The 15459-nt window shown below is 42.5% G+C and carries 15 protein-coding genes and 8 tRNA genes; all 23 read left to right on the forward strand.

The genetic code is table 11. The features are described 5' to 3' along the window. Positions 1-153 precede the first annotated feature (153 nt). Positions 154-245 (forward strand) — tRNA-Ser (locus AC1D7X_RS20170). A 37-nt stretch (positions 246-282) separates the two neighbouring features. Further along, a tRNA-Met gene (locus AC1D7X_RS20175) sits at positions 283-359 on the forward strand. A gap of 16 nt (positions 360-375) precedes the next feature. Further along, positions 376-451: transfer RNA gene (locus AC1D7X_RS20180), tRNA-Val, on the forward strand. Positions 452-483: 32 nt separating this feature from the next. Then, positions 484-559: transfer RNA gene (locus AC1D7X_RS20185), tRNA-Thr, on the forward strand. 13 nt (positions 560-572) lie between these two features. After that, positions 573-650 (forward strand) — tRNA-Asp (locus AC1D7X_RS20190). A 25-nt stretch (positions 651-675) separates the two neighbouring features. Next, a tRNA-Phe gene (locus AC1D7X_RS20195) sits at positions 676-748 on the forward strand. A 12-nt stretch (positions 749-760) separates the two neighbouring features. Further along, a tRNA-Tyr gene (locus tag AC1D7X_RS20200) sits at positions 761-845 on the forward strand. Positions 846-852: 7 nt separating this feature from the next. Continuing rightward, positions 853-925: transfer RNA gene (locus tag AC1D7X_RS20205), tRNA-Lys, on the forward strand. 118 nt (positions 926-1043) lie between these two features. Then, positions 1044-2150 (forward strand): PucR family transcriptional regulator, encoded by a 1107-nt coding sequence (locus AC1D7X_RS20210; protein ID WP_495457961.1) that lies wholly within the window; start codon positions 1044-1046, stop codon positions 2148-2150. 102 nt (positions 2151-2252) lie between these two features. After that, positions 2253-3377 (forward strand): ABC transporter ATP-binding protein, encoded by a 1125-nt coding sequence (locus AC1D7X_RS20215; RefSeq protein ID WP_495457960.1) that lies wholly within the window; start codon positions 2253-2255, stop codon positions 3375-3377. Between the two features lie 358 nt (positions 3378-3735). Continuing rightward, positions 3736-4674: an HPr(Ser) kinase/phosphatase gene (gene hprK, locus AC1D7X_RS20220; protein ID WP_495457959.1), complete on the forward strand. Its 939-nt coding sequence runs from the start codon at positions 3736-3738 to the stop codon at positions 4672-4674. A gap of 11 nt (positions 4675-4685) precedes the next feature. Then, positions 4686-5717, forward strand: coding sequence for a prolipoprotein diacylglyceryl transferase (gene lgt / locus AC1D7X_RS20225; protein ID WP_495457958.1), 1032 nt, complete (start codon positions 4686-4688; stop codon positions 5715-5717). A 7-nt stretch (positions 5718-5724) separates the two neighbouring features. Beyond that, positions 5725-6366: a pyrophosphatase PpaX gene (ppaX, locus tag AC1D7X_RS20230; RefSeq protein WP_495457957.1), complete on the forward strand. Its 642-nt coding sequence runs from the start codon at positions 5725-5727 to the stop codon at positions 6364-6366. Between the two features lie 6 nt (positions 6367-6372). After that, positions 6373-6924: an acyltransferase gene (locus tag AC1D7X_RS20235; RefSeq protein WP_495457956.1), complete on the forward strand. Its 552-nt coding sequence runs from the start codon at positions 6373-6375 to the stop codon at positions 6922-6924. 301 nt (positions 6925-7225) lie between these two features. Further along, a complete protein-coding gene (locus AC1D7X_RS20240; protein ID WP_495457955.1) occupies positions 7226-8440 on the forward strand; it encodes an acyltransferase in 1215 nt (404 codons plus the stop codon). 154 nt (positions 8441-8594) lie between these two features. Next, the gene (locus AC1D7X_RS20245) at positions 8595-9797 is read left to right on the forward strand and encodes an ATP phosphoribosyltransferase regulatory subunit (RefSeq protein WP_495457954.1); all 1203 of its coding nucleotides are present in this window, start codon (positions 8595-8597) and stop codon (positions 9795-9797) included. A 31-nt stretch (positions 9798-9828) separates the two neighbouring features. Continuing rightward, positions 9829-10479 (forward strand): ATP phosphoribosyltransferase, encoded by a 651-nt coding sequence (gene hisG, locus AC1D7X_RS20250; RefSeq protein ID WP_495457953.1) that lies wholly within the window; start codon positions 9829-9831, stop codon positions 10477-10479. 72 nt (positions 10480-10551) lie between these two features. After that, positions 10552-11859, forward strand: a complete 1308-nt coding sequence (gene hisD / locus AC1D7X_RS20255; protein WP_495457952.1) for a histidinol dehydrogenase — start codon at positions 10552-10554, stop codon at positions 11857-11859. Beyond that, positions 11849-12457 carry an imidazoleglycerol-phosphate dehydratase HisB gene (hisB, locus tag AC1D7X_RS20260; RefSeq protein WP_495457951.1) on the forward strand — a complete coding sequence of 203 codons (609 nt, stop codon included), beginning with the start codon at positions 11849-11851 and terminating at the stop codon, positions 12455-12457. The genes hisD and hisB overlap by 11 nt, the downstream gene beginning before the upstream one ends. A 2-nt stretch (positions 12458-12459) precedes the next feature. Next, positions 12460-13095, forward strand: a complete 636-nt coding sequence (hisH, locus tag AC1D7X_RS20265) for an imidazole glycerol phosphate synthase subunit HisH (RefSeq protein WP_495457950.1) — start codon at positions 12460-12462, stop codon at positions 13093-13095. Positions 13096-13192: 97 nt separating this feature from the next. Continuing rightward, the gene (gene hisA, locus AC1D7X_RS20270) at positions 13193-13933 is read left to right on the forward strand and encodes a 1-(5-phosphoribosyl)-5-[(5-phosphoribosylamino)methylideneamino]imidazole-4-carboxamide isomerase (RefSeq protein WP_495457949.1); all 741 of its coding nucleotides are present in this window, start codon (positions 13193-13195) and stop codon (positions 13931-13933) included. Positions 13934-14000: 67 nt separating this feature from the next. Next, on the forward strand, positions 14001-14759 hold the full coding sequence (gene hisF / locus AC1D7X_RS20275) for an imidazole glycerol phosphate synthase subunit HisF (RefSeq protein ID WP_495457948.1): 759 nt from the start codon (positions 14001-14003) through the stop codon (positions 14757-14759). Continuing rightward, entirely contained in the window at positions 14756-15448 is a 693-nt protein-coding gene (hisIE, locus tag AC1D7X_RS20280) for a bifunctional phosphoribosyl-AMP cyclohydrolase/phosphoribosyl-ATP diphosphatase HisIE (RefSeq protein ID WP_495457947.1), read from the forward strand. Before hisF ends, hisIE begins: the two co-directional genes overlap by 4 nt. The last annotated feature ends 11 nt before the right edge of the window (positions 15449-15459 follow it).

Below are 15459 nucleotides of genomic sequence, written 5' to 3' on the forward strand. Positions count from 1 at the left end.
GTGCAGCAATGCATGGAGCTGACCAATACTAATCGGTCGAGGGCTTATCCTAATATTCTGAAGTTTAGGCTTCAGAAGCAAATGAAAGTTTCGAACTGCAAATTCATTCGTATCTAGTTTTCAGGGATTCAATCTCTGATTCATGAATAATCTGGAGAGATACCCAAGTGGCTATAAGGGGACCCTCTGCTAAGGGGTTAGACTGTGTAAACGGTGCGTGGGTTCGAATCCCACTCTCTCCGCCATTGATTTTTTCATGAATATGTAATAGGTGTTTAATGTGGCGGTGTAGCTCAGCTGGCTAGAGCGTACGGTTCATACCCGTGAGGTCGGGGGTTCGATCCCCTTCGCCGCTACCATACATATTACAGCCCAGGAGGCTTAGCTCAGCTGGGAGAGCATCTGCCTTACAAGCAGAGGGTCGGGGGTTCGATCCCCTCAGCCTCCACCATTTTTACTTAGGTTTATTGGAATTATACACTTGCCGGTGTAGCTCAACTGGTAGAGCAACTGACTTGTAATCAGTAGGTTGGGGGTTCAAGTCCTCTCGCCGGCACCATCTTTACAAATGGGGAACCGTGGTGTAGTTGGCCTAACATGCCTGCCTGTCACGCAGGAGATCGCGGGTTCGAATCCCGTCGGTTCCGCCATTTTTTTATTTTTTAAATTTAATATGGCTCGGTAGCTCAGTCGGTAGAGCAGAGGACTGAAAATCCTCGTGTCGGCGGTTCGATTCCGTCCCGAGCCACCTTGTTATTACGGAGGATTAGTGAAGTGGCTAAACACGGCAGACTGTAAATCTGCTCTCTACGAGTTCGGTGGTTCGAATCCATCATCCTCCACCAGTATTATGAGCCATTAGCTCAGTTGGTAGAGCACCTGACTTTTAATCAGGGTGTCGAAGGTTCGAATCCTTCATGGCTCATCACTAACAGACGAAAAGTCATCAACCTTTATAGGTGGGTGACTTTTTTGTTTATTCTTCTTTTTAGTCTGGATATGTTACTATATGAAGAAAAAGGTAAAGTGGTAGGTGATAACCGATGATGGAGATGGAGACACTGCGTCAGAAGTTGCAACAAATTGTAGGTATTCCTCTCACGATTAAAGAATTGACTAAGCAGGATTCTAGCTCTTTTTTTAATTATAAGAATAGTACGCTTATGGATTCTGTTGTGAACGAGGGTGAAGTATGGTTTCCCTTGTATAGTCGAGATGGGCGAATGTCTGTCTTAGCTGGAGAGTTGAATGCATTAAGCTTAGAGGAAGTTCAATTTATGGAACTCATACTCGCTAATGTTCGGGTTCAGATGGAGCAATCGTTATCTCCTCAAGATGAGGAAGAGAGAGAAGTTCAAGAATTAAGCTCATGGATAGAATCACAGTTAGAGTTAGGTAAACTGAATGATGAGACCCCAGAAAATGTTTCAATAAGGAAGCGTATGACTACACAAATGGTCCCTTTTTTACTGAAATGTGAGGGTGTCCATTTACCTGATATACCTTATATTACGTTGAAGAGATTGTTAGTAAGTTATTTCGATGGTGAATTACTGCTGATACCACTGAAGGATTATGAATGGTTGATCTTAGCCCAAAGAGAGTTGGTTCTCGGAGGTAATGATGATAAAGAGGACGAACTAGAAGAAACGGACGCAGAGATATTATCTGCCTTCTGTCTTGGTCTGCATGAGCTGGTGGCTAGTGAGTGGGTTGGCGTGTTCCATCTCTCTGTTATGCATTCATTAGATCCACTCCCAGCACTTCCTAGCACAGTACTTATGATGAGAGAGACTATTTTCTTAGGGAAAACCTTTCATATTGCTGAGCACATACACTTGCCTTGGGAATTAGTGCTGGAACGTCTTGTTAGCAGTATACCGGACAAGCAAAGAGGTGGGTTTCTAGAACAGGTGGGTGACCACTCAGTTCTATTTACTGATCCGGAGACACTATCGACTTTGGAAACCTTTTTTCAACTAGATTGTAATGTAAGTGAGACAGCCAAGAGAATGTACATTCATCGGAATACGCTTCTCTATCGATTAGATAAAATTAAGAATGAGACAGGACTCGATGTTCGAAGCTTTAGTGATGCTGTTCTGGTCAAACTCACAATGCTATTGTATAAAGTGACGAAAAGAAATTAGCATTTTTGTGCAATTTGTGGATAGCCAGTCTAGGCATTTATGGGTAATATAAGAGTATCAAATGTATCCGATTTCACTAATATTACTTAGGGGGAAATTATAATGGCTGGAGTACGCTTAGAACATATTTTCAAGAAATATGCAGGTGCAGATAAAGCAACAGTAGAAGATATCAATCTTGATATTAAAGATAAGGAATTTTTGGTTCTAGTAGGACCATCTGGTTGTGGTAAATCAACTACACTTCGGATGATCGCTGGTCTAGAAGAAATTTCAGAAGGTAAACTTTATATCGGAGATCGTGTTGTAAATGATGTAGCTCCTAAAGACCGTGATATTGCGATGGTATTCCAATCTTATGCATTGTATCCTCATATGAGTGTATATCAGAACATGGCGTTCGGATTGAAACTACGTAAAGTGAAGAAAGATGAAATCGATAAAAAAGTACGTGATGCAGCAAAAATTCTAGACATCGAGCATTTGCTTGAACGTAAACCAAAAGCACTTTCTGGTGGACAACGTCAACGTGTTGCCTTGGGTCGTGCGATTGTTCGTGATCCACAAGTCTTCTTGATGGATGAGCCTCTTTCCAACTTGGATGCTAAACTTCGTGGTCAAATGCGTGCTGAAATCACTAAACTGGTTAAGCGCCTTGAAACTACTTGTATCTATGTAACGCATGACCAAACAGAAGCTATGACAATGGGTGACCGTATCGTAGTTATGTACGATGGTATTATTCAACAGGCTGCTTCTCCTGAAGAGTTGTACAATAGCCCAACTAACCTTTTCGTAGCAGGTTTCATTGGATCTCCTACAATGAACTTTATCAATGGTACTTTGAGCGAGTCAAATGGTTCTGTCCGTTTCCGTGCTGATGGATTGGATGTTGAAGTTCCTGGTGGCAAAGCTCAAATCTTGAAAGCTAAAGGTATGATTGGTAAAGAAGTAACTATGGGTGTTCGTCCTGAAGATATTCATGAAGAGCCTGTATTCTTGGAAGCATCACCAAACACGATCTTTACTTCTAATGTTGATGTTACTGAGAACCTTGGACATGAAATGTTACTATACTTGAGCGGTCTAGGTAACGATACGGTTATCGCTCGTGTAGACGGACGTTCTACTACACGTGATGGTAGCACAGTTCGCTTAGCAATTGACATGAACAAAATTCATATCTTCGATAAAGAATCAGAATTGAATGTTCTAATCGGAAAATAATAAATAGATTATATGAAGACCGCCCTGATGGGCGGTTTTTTTAAAATAGCTAAGGATAAGTTTCACTTGAATCCATTCCATCATCGTCGATGCATCTAAAACGATTGGCATTATGATGAAATAGATTCTTGATACCCTGTCCCTTATAACTTCCGTAGAAACAGGTGCCGTCTTTGAAAAAGGACGGCATTGCCGTTTCTACTTGTCTAATATGAAGTCTCTGGTTATCGTACTATAGTTCAGAGATTGCATTCGGTAGCGATTTCAATTACGATGGGTACAATGAAATAGCTTAATTTAATATCATATGAATTCTTGTAATTATAGTTACATAAGAAATGTGAAAGGGAGATATGAGATGGTTAAAAACGTTAAGGTATCCGAATTGGTTCAACAATTTCAACTAGAAGTCATTGCGGGAGAACAAGGTCTCAAACGTACTATTACGGTGGATGACTTAAATAGACCGGGTCTAGAAATGGCAGGTTACTTTGAATATCACCCACAAGAGCGTGTACAATTGTTGGGTAAGACTGAATTAGCTTTCTTTGCGATGTTAACGGCAGAAGAGAGAAAAGAACGTATGCAGAGGATCTGTTCAGATCTGACCCCCTGCTTCGTTGTCACTCGGTCATTAGAGGTTCCACAAGAGTTGATTGATATTAGCAATGAAAAGAATTTACCTGTGCTGAGAAGCAGCATGGCAACGACTATTCTTTCAAGTAAGATAACAGGGTTTCTGGAAAGAAAGCTAGCACCGACAGCAACAATCCATGGTGTATTATGTGATGTATATGGTGTAGGGATGTTGATTACAGGGACTAGTGGTATTGGTAAGAGTGAGACTGCATTGGAATTGGTCAAGAGAGGACATCGTCTCGTTGCAGATGATGCCGTTGAGATCCGACAAACCTCAGATAATCAGCTTCATGGTACAGCTCCTGAGCTCATTAGGCATTTGCTCGAAATTCGTGGAGTAGGTATTATTAATGCGATGACTCTATTTGGTGCGGGTGCCGTTCGTAACAACAAACGAATTACGTTAGTTGTTAGATTGGAGAATTGGCAACAGGATAAGCAATATGATCGTCTAGGTCTTGATGAAGAAACAACACGGATTATTGATACAGATGTTCCATTAGTGACCATTCCGGTTAGACCAGGACGTAACCTTGCAGTTATTATAGAAGTGGCTGCTATGAATTACCGTTTGAAACAAATGGGCCTAAATGCTGCGCTACAATTTACTAACAAATTAACGGCCACGATAGCAGAAGATATTGACGATATGGATTAGGAGCGTGAAAAATGGCCACATTATTACTTGATCCTATAGCCTTTTCTCTTGGATCACTCAAAGTTCACTGGTATGGATTAATTCTAGGGCTTGGTGCATTAGCAGGTTTAATGGTAGCGATTAGAGAAGGAAAGAGATTTAATATTTCCTCTGAGTTTTTTATGGACCTTTTGTTAATTGGTGTTCCTTCATCCATTATTGGCGCTAGAATTTACTTTGTTGCTTTTAAATGGGATGAATATAAAGATAACTTTGTAGATGTATTCAAAATATGGAATGGCGGTATTGCCATTTATGGTGCGTTGATCGGTGCTATTATATGCGCATTTTTCTATACCCGGCATAAAGGGTATGGACTCTGGAGAATTCTAGATATATGTGCTCCTGGTCTGATTATTGGTCAAATTATTGGGCGTTGGGGCAACTTCGTTAACCAAGAGGCATATGGTGGCCCTATAGAGAAATCCTTTTTACAAAATAACTTACATCTACCCGACTTCATTGTGAATCAAATGAATGTGAGTGGCGTGTTCCATCACCCAACATTCTTATATGAATCGTTATGGAACCTAGTTGGTTTAGGATTATTGCTGATTCTACGTCGGCAGAAGTTTCTACGCGCAGGAGAATTGTTCCTGTCCTATTTCATCTGGTATTCTGTCGGAAGATTCTTTATTGAAGGATTGCGTACGGATAGTTTAGCTTTTCAAGGTCAAGAGTGGTTGGCTTCATTAGTAAATGGGATGTGGAGTCCTATGAAGGCGATAGGCTTTGAATATGGTAATTTAGATGTTGAATACGGAAATGTAAGAATATCGCAGCTATTAGCCATTTTATTTGTTATTGTGAGTATAGCCATCATTATCTATCGCCGTGTAACGGTTAAAGGTCAAGAACATTATCTAGACCCTATCGTTTCAACTAAGATAAATGTAGACAATATGCCTGAAGCAATGTTTACACATAAAGAAACGAAGAGGGTAATTCCTACTGAAACTGTGGTACATGAGGAAGAGTTGCCAACTAAGGGTAAAAAGGAGTAACGACTGCATGATTGACACCATTTTATTTGATTTAGATGGAACTATTATTGATACCAATGAGCTTATCATTGACTCCTTTATACATGTATTAGAGAACCATTCACAAGCTCTTCTAACAAGGGATCAGATTATCCCCAAGATGGGTATGACGTTAGAGAAACAGATGCAAATATTCTCTGGGGTTGAAGACGTTACTCATTTGGTACAGGAATATAGAACTTATAATGATCTGATTCATGACGATATGGTTCAGCCATTTCCACAGGTGTTAGAAGTCATTGAAGCACTACACCTAAAGGGAATCACGATGGGGGTAGTTACAACAAAGAATCGCCCTGGTACCTTAAAAGTGCTAGAGATGTTCGGGCTGACCAAGTACATGAAGTCTATTGTAACGGTTATTGATGTTGAGCATCCCAAGCCACATCCTGAGCCTGTACTTAAAGCAATGCAGGAACTAGGTGCTGATCCCCGTAATACGTTAATGGTCGGAGATAGCCCTGTAGATATTCAAGCTGCCAATGCTGCTGGTGCGTGGTCGGCAGGTGTATCGTGGTCTTTAAAAGGTGAGGATGTCCTTAATAAGTATAATCCTGATTATATACTGCATTCGATGAACGACTTATATTCTCTGGTAGAACAGGAGTAAGATGAAGTGAGAAAGGTAACCCGGTATCCGGTGGAAGGTCCAAATTCACTGTGGCAGATCTACAGAACGGTCAGTCCCTGGAAAGGGGTCAAAAATTTCATCTTTATCCAAATTGCTCGTTACTGCCCTATACTTCAAGTGAAGAACTGGATTTATCGCCATATGTTAGGGATGAAAGTAGGCAAGCACACGGCTTTTGGCCTAATGGTGATGGTGGACGTTTTTTTTCCAGAGAAAATATCTGTTGGTGATAATTCTGTAATTGGCTATAATACAACGATCTTGGCACATGAATACTTGATTCAGGAATACCGCCTTGGCGACGTTGATATCGGTGAGAATGTCATGGTAGGTGCGAACACGACTATTTTACCAGGGATAACGATCGGAGATGGAGCTATGATAGCAGCTGGTTCTGTAGTACATAGAGATGTGCCTGCCGGTGCTTTTGTTGGCGGTAATCCTTTGCGTGAATTGAGAACCCAGACAACTTCATCAGAAGTAAATGATAGCGACAATCCATATCCTATAGCGCATAACTTGGTGAACCCAGAGTAAACTACTTTGGGTTTTTTTCCATAGGGAGAGGTGCTGTCTTTTAAAAAGGGATGGCATTACCGGTTCTGCTACAAGGTTCCCTCAGAATGATTTCCAACCATTCTGAGGGAACCTTGGGGTTACTTGTTATATGAACATACATAATGGTAGTGCTCGGGATCTATTTGTTAGAGGTTAGCCTAGTTGGAAATATTATGCCTTATTCAAAGGTTACATCATGAGTTTATATGATGTAATGGGAAGTTTACACTAAGGGGACACTTTAGGGGATATTATATTTTATTGAAAAGGAGTACTTTCTTTGAACTTAATTAGAAAAGAGCGGTTGCCACAGTTAGACGTATATCGTGCACTGGCTTTAATAGGAGTTCTTCATGTTCATGCATCCTCCTATGCTGCTGGAGTGCAAGCTATGGAATCGCCATTTTACTATGTATATAATTTTATGAATATTTTCTTTAAATTTGGGACAACATCTTTTATCTTTTTGAGTGGATTTGTGCTGTTCTATAACTACTACGATCGTCCAATCACCGTAAGACTACTTTCTCGGTTCTATGGTCGGCGAGTGTTATATATATTATTGCCATATGTTATCGCATCCACGGCATACTTTGTATACACGAAATTCACATTAGGACAGTTAAAAGGGATCCCATATAGTAATCTTTGGATTGAATTACGTGGGGATCTGCTAACCGGCACTGCCTATACCCATTTATATTTTGTGTTTATTAGCATTCAGTTCTACATTTTATTCCCATTCTTATTAAAACTATTTCAATCGAAACCAGTATTCGTCAAATGGGCTATACCCATAGGACTTATTCTTCAATGGGCTTTTGTATTTTATAACAAGTATGAGTTACAGCTTCTTAATAAGGGAAGTTATGCAATTACGTATTTTACTTACTATATGATGGGTGCGTACATCGCTATAAACTTTAGCAGCATAAAACCATGGCTGATGAATCCGTGGAAGCTTTTAACGGAGAGACAAAAGGTATGGTCAGTTACACTCTGGATAGGTTGGTTAGCCATCGCATTCATACATGTGCAATTATGGTTCTATACGAGAACAACTGGAAAAGCAGTCGATACGTTATGGTATGAATTAATCTGGAATATTCACTCGATGTTATCTGCGGTAGTTCTTTTACACGCAACCTTTGTTATATATAGGAAGTATTTTGGTAAAGTTGTAGCCTTTTTAACAAGAATGGGTGAGCTTTCTTTTGCCATATATCTACTTCATCCCTTTATTCTCGCCCAATATCGCCGATTTCGTTATCACATAGCACCGGAATCAATAGAATATCTTATATTTATATACGGTGGCTTATTGGTGGCATTGTTTGTGAGTTGGGGAATATCACAGTTTTATTTCAAAAGAGTTTCGTGGTCATGGGTTTTCCTCGGAAATATTCCACGTTCTTTAACGCGAAAATCCCAAAGGGCAACTTCCACCATGGATAGGTCTTCCGATGAGTCAACCACTCGTAAGTCTGTCCTTTAATTCTTAGGAATAATAGGAATAGTCCCATTGACGATAATGACATAATCATGTTAAAATAGCAGAAATTCTTTACTTTGGTAGTATGGTAGATCATTACCGTACTAAAGTATCTGACGAATAAATGTTTATACTCTCTAAGTTGAGGTGAAATATAGTGTCAAAGCCAAAAGGGTTTGAAAAACCGACGGGTGTCCGGGATTATCTACCGTATGCAGTAAAGAAGTTACGAAAGATTGAGCGGAATGTCCTAGATTGTATGAACCGTTGGGGTTATCAGCAGATTATGACACCCACGATGGAATATTACGATACGGTAGGTGTGGCAAGTTCCACATCGGACCAGAAACTTTTCAAATTGCTTAATAACCGCGGTACCACAATGGTACTTCGTTCTGATATGACAGCACCTATTGCTCGAGTAGTGTCTTCTCTATTGAAGGAAGAGTCACTTCCCATCCGCTTATCTTATCATGCCAACGTATTTCGGACGATTGAAGAGGAAGCGGGTAGAGAAGCAGAGTTCTTCCAGACAGGTGTTGAATTAGTTGGAGATGCTTCAGCAGAAGCGGATGCAGAAGTAGTTGCACTTGCAATTGAATCGTTAAAGTCAGCAGGGGTTGCTTCTTTTAAAATTGCTATGGGTCATGTTGGATTTCTACATGGATTATTTGAGGAGATTGTTCCTGGACGTGACGAAGATCAAGAATCATTGAAGGAAGGTCTTCTGCGTAGGGACTATGTGGGATTCCGTAATTCCATTCGTAAGCTACAATTGCCTGAAGCACAGGGGAACGTACTTGATGGTATCGTGCGATTACGTGGGGGTAAGGAAATATGTGAGCAGGCGTTGAAGCTAAGCTCTAACCTACGGGCTAGAGAATCGATTGATCATTTATGTAAGGTATGGGAAGTGCTTGAAGCCTATGGTGTCTCACAACATGTACTGATTGATCTAACGATGATTGGTGACTTCTCCTATTATACAGGCATGACATTCGAGGGGTATGCATCCGAATTAGGGTTCCCTGTATGTAACGGTGGACGATATGATAATCTACTACAGCAATTCGGGCGAGCTATCCCAGCTACAGGCTTTGCACTTAAGACGAATCGAATTCTAGATGGTGTACATGGATTCCAAGATGCAGATGAGAAGCCAATATTAATTCAGTATGATGCAGATCGGCGTCAAGAGGGACTAGCGAAAGCGAATCGTCTTCGGAGTGAGGGGCAGATCGTCATTACAGAATTAGTAACAGCAGCTAATGGTAGTTATGAATCATTACCCGAAGAACAGAATGCTAATAAAGAAAGAACAGGATATAGCCAAACGATCACGTACACTACACAGAAGTAATACATACCAAAGGATTGGAGGGGATGAGTTCGTGAGTGAAACGTTAAAAGTGGCAATGCCCAAGGGGCGTATATATACGAAGGCAGCAGCCTTATTTCGTCAAGCGGGATTAGCCATTCCATTAGAAGTAGATGAATCACGTAAACTGGTGGTTCCATTGCCGGAGATGGGGATGGAGTTTATTCTAGCCAAACCGGTGGACGTACCGACATACGTAGAATATGGTGTAGCTGATATCGGCATCGTTGGTAAGGACGTTCTATTGGAAGAGAGTAGAGATGTATATGAGTTGCTTGATCTTGGCATAGCACGCTGTCGAATGTCCGTTATAGGACTGCCTAATTGGGAACCAGGTATTCAGCAACGAGTAGCTACGAAGTATCCCAATGTCGCTTCCCAATATTTCCGCGAACAGGGACAACAGGTTGAAGTCATCAAATTGAATGGGTCAATTGAGTTAGCACCTTTGATCGGATTAGCCGATCGGATTGTGGATATGGTAGAAACGGGGCAGACGCTGAAGGATAATGGACTCGTTGAGATGATGAGTATTTTTGAAATTACGAGTCGTTTAATCGCGAACCGTGTGAGTTATCGAATGAAGAACACTCAGATTCAAGCGTTGTGCGATCTTCTCCAACAGGTCATTCCCGTACCCAGTATCAATAGTGTGAAGTTATAAAAGAAGCATAGAGCGGATGCATGGCAACAAGTAAACAGTAATAGGTAACCCTTGGGAGAGGAACGGATAAGGATGAAAATTGTACCGATTCAAGACTTTAATTTACAGCGTGAAGTGGACTATGGCACGCCTGAACAGAATGCCACCGTTAAACAAATTGTACGTGATATCAAAACAGAAGGTGACGCGTCCCTCCTACGTTATACCGAACAGTATGATAAGACGTTTCTATCTTCTGAACAGCTTCGGGTTACTCCCGAGGAATTGAAGGCTGCGTATGATCACGTGGAGCCATCCTTCGTTCAGGCAATTTCAGCTGCAGCGGCGAATATTAGAGCATTCCATATGCGGGAAAAGAGAAACTCTTGGATGGATCTACAACCGGACGGGACCATCTTAGGACAAATCATTCGCCCACTCAAACGTGTAGGCGTCTATGTTCCCGGCGGTAAGGCTGCTTATCCATCATCTGTCTTAATGAATGTTATCCCAGCCCAAGTAGCTGGTGTGCCTGAGATTGTTATGGTTACTCCACCCGCAACGAATGGAAAAGAGGGCATTGACCCTTATATTCTTGTTGCTGCTGCTGAAGCGGGTGTAAATGAAATATATAGAGTAGGTGGAGCACAGGCCATCGCTGCTTTGGCATACGGAACCGAAAGCATAGCTCCCGTTGATAAAATATGTGGACCCGGAAATATATATGTGGCTCTTGCGAAACGTGAAGTGTATGGTGCTGTCGATATCGACAGCATTGCTGGACCGAGTGAGATCGTCGTATTGGCTGATGAGACAGCAGATCCAGTCTATGTTGCGGCTGACCTGTTATCACAGGCAGAACACGATGAGATGGCCTCTGCCATCCTTGTGACACCCTCACAAGCATTCGCAGAAGCGACTTCAGTAGAAGTAACACGTCAGTTAGCTTTGTTACCGCGTCGAGATATCGCAGGTGCATCGATTGAGAATTATGGAGCCATTATTGTGGTGGAATCTATTGAAGAAGGAATATCGGTCGTGAATCGACTAGCCCCTGAGCATCTTGAGATCGTTGTTCAGGACCCGATGTCTTATGTAGGAAGTGTAGAGAACGCTGGAGCTATCTTCCTCGGACCGTATAGTTCTGAACCTGTGGGTGATTATTTTGCAGGTCCTAACCACATTATTCCGACGAATGGCACAGCAAGATTCTCTTCACCAGTGGACGTCGATGATTTCATTAAGAAATCAAGTATGATCTATTATAGTAAAGAAGCGTTGTTACAGAACGGTGCAATGATTATGGAGCTTGCGCGACATGAAGGGTTAGAAGGCCATGCTAGAGCGATTGAGGTTCGGCTAGAAAAGGAAGGAAAGGCGGGTATTCATAATGGACAATAATGTGAATGAGAACTTGCGTACAGCAAGTGTGAAACGTGTAACGAATGAGACGAATATCGAGCTTTCTTTTGGCATAGATGGTACTGGGGTTTCAGAAATGGAGACAGATGTCCCTTTCTTAAATCATATGTTGGATTTATTTACGAAGCATGGTCAGTTCGATCTTTCTGTGAAGGCTATGGGTGATATTGAGATTGATGACCATCATACGGTGGAGGATATCGGGATTTGCTTAGGGCAGACCCTTCGAGAAGCTCTAGGGGATAAGCGTGGTATTAAACGTTATGCTAGTGTCTTCGTACCGATGGATGAGGCTTTAGCACAAGTAATCATTGATGTTAGCAATCGACCACACTTCGAATACCGTGCAGAGTATCCATCATCGCAGGTTGGCAGTTTCTCTACAGAGCTAGTTCATGAGTTTCTGTGGAAGTTTGCGCTTGAAGCTCGTATTACGCTACATGTGATTGTACATTATGGACAGAACACACACCATATGATTGAGGCGGTGTTTAAAGCGTTAGGACGCGCGCTTGATGAAGCGACGAGCATTGATCCACGTGTTACAGGTGTACCATCCACGAAGGGAGTGCTGTAGTCGTGGCCATCGCGATTGTAGATTACGGGATAGGGAATCTTCATAGCGTGAGCAAGGCGATCGAGCGACTCGGATATGATGCGCTCATCAGTAGCGACGAAGGCGAGATTCTATCCGCCGATGGTGTGATTCTGCCAGGCGTCGGAGCCTTCGGCGACGCTATGGTGCATTTGCGGCAGAGCTCGCTCGATGCCACAGTGCAAAAGGCCGCAGCTGGCAATCAGCCGCTGCTTGGCATCTGCCTTGGCATGCAGCTGCTATTCAGCAGCAGCGATGAGCATGGTAGTCACGATGGCCTCGGCATTCTGCCAGGCTCAGTGGTTCGATTCAAAGGTGGCGATTATAAAGTGCCACATATGGGATGGAATAAGCTTCAGTATCGTGAAGAGGAGAGTCCATTATTCACTGGGCTGGAGGAAGGATACGTATACTTTGTACATTCCTATCATGTCCTTCCGGAAGTAAAGACGGATATTCTGGCAACAACGGATTATGGACAGCCGGTAACGGCGATTGTGGGACGGGATTCTGTCTTTGGGATGCAATTCCACCCAGAGAAGAGCGGGGATCTTGGAATGAGCTTGTTGCGAAATTTCCTTAAGCTTACGGGGGAGCCCGTGAAGGAAGCACGTGTATAGAAAGTGATGTAAGAACGAATAGAATGAACGAATTAAATGAACTGAAATTATAGGATTGTATTTACTATAGATCAAGAAGAAAGTGGGGCTACCGAAGATGTCTTCTTTTATCATTTATCCTGCTATTGATATTCGTGATGGGAAATGTGTAAGGCTAGTGCAAGGAGATTATAACCAAGAAACCATCTATAATGATAATCCATTGAAAGTAGCAAAAGAGTGGGAGGAACAAGGCGGAACATACATACATCTAGTTGATCTGGATGGTGCCAAGGCTGGCCATCCTGTGAATGACGCTATTATTGGTGCAATTACTAAGGGGGTAAATGTACCCGTACAGGTGGGGGGCGGGTTACGTACCCTAGAAGATGTAAAAAGGTTACTCGCACTTGGAGTGAGCCGGGTCATTATCGGTACAGCAGCGATAGAGGATCGCCCCTTTACCGAAGCGGTTCTAGGTACATTTGGAGATAAGGTAGCGATCGGAATTGATGCAAGAAATGGCTATGTGGCTACACGAGGTTGGCTTGAGACATCCGAAGTGAAAGCGGAAGTGTTGGCAAAGGAACTAGCTTCCAAAGGGGCAGAGACATTCATTTTTACAGACATTTCGCGTGATGGAATGATGCAAGGACCAAACGTTGAAGCCATCCGATCTTTGGCAGTGAGCAGTGGGCGTACCGTTATTGCTTCTGGAGGCGTTACGGTCTTAGATGACCTTCTAAGTCTTAGCGCTTACCACCATGAAGGTATAGGTGGAGCCATCGTAGGCAAAGCATTGTACACAGGAAGTGTTGATCTGGAGACGGCGGTACAAGCGATCAAACAGCAGGGATAGACTAGTCTGGACCTATTCTTATACACTGACGCAACTATTGAATTTAAAGGTAGAGGGGAAGAGAAGCATGCTAGCTAAACGTATCATTCCGTGTCTGGATGTGAAGGATGGTAGGGTGGTAAAGGGCGTTAACTTTGTCAATCTACGTGATGCGGGTGACCCGGTAGAACTGGCGGCGCTTTATGACCGCGAAGGGGCAGATGAACTCGTTTTTTTAGATATTTCAGCTTCTGTTGAAGGTCGGGCAACGATGATCGAAGTCGTTCGACAGACGGCAGGTGAAATTGCTATTCCGTTTACGGTTGGCGGAGGGATCTCCCATGTAGACGATATGAAGAGAATTCTACGTGCGGGTGCAGATAAGATTGGAATTAATACCGCAGCGGTGAAGAATCCACAGTTGATCTCTGAAGGAGCACTTCGCTTCGGTTCGCAATGTATCGTTGTAGCTGTTGACGCCAAGTACAATGAGGCTTGGGGTGAGTGGGAAGTCTATACCCATGGTGGCCGTACACCTTCGGGCATTCGAGCATTACAATGGGTTAAAGAAGTGGAAGCTTTAGGAGCGGGCGAGATTCTTTTAACAAGTATGGATGCCGATGGTACGAAGGATGGATTCGATATTCCACTGACTTCGGCTGTATCTGGACTTGTCGGGATTCCTGTCATTGCTTCTGGTGGTGCCGGAACGAAGGATCATTTCTATGACGTCTTTACAAGTGGTAAGGCTGACGCAGGGTTGGCAGCAACTATTTTTCATTATAAAGAAATGACGATTCAAGATTTGAAGTTGGATTTAAAGCAAAAAGGGGTGGAGATTAGATGAGTAACCTAAATCAAGAAAGTTCATTGAAACAATTACAGGAACAGATTCGTTGGGATGAAGCGGGACTTGTACCTGCGATCGTACAGGATATCACAACGAAAGAAGTATTAATGCTGGCCTATATGAATAAGGAATCACTTAAGCTTTCTGTAGAAAGCGGCGAAACGTGGTTCTGGAGTCGTTCTAGAAAAGAATTATGGCATAAAGGCGCTACTTCTGGTAATACACAAAGCATTGGTTCCATGAGCTATGATTGTGATGGAGATACCTTGCTACTTCAGGTTCAACCTCAGGGTCCAGCCTGCCACACAGGGAAGGTGACTTGTTTCTTTAACGAAGTTGCTGTGGAAAAGAAAGAAGATGTTAAACCAACAATTTCCTCAAGTGTCGATCGTTTCGCTGTGCTAGCGGAGTTGGAGCAGATTATTTCAGACCGTGAGAAGGAACGTCCAGAGGGTGCCTATACTACGTACTTGTTTGAAAAGGGTATCGATAAGATTCTGAAGAAGGTCGGAGAGGAAACATCCGAGGCAATCATTGCTGCTAAGAATAAAGATAACGATGAGTTACGGCTTGAAGTAAGTGATCTAATCTATCATTTGTTGGTATTGTTAGAAGAACGGAAGCTTCCATTAGATGAGATTATGACTGAACTTAGTCTGCGCCACGAGCGTCCTAGACGCGACTAAAGGAGGAAATA

This window comes from Paenibacillus sp. Y568, from assembly GCF_059445545.1.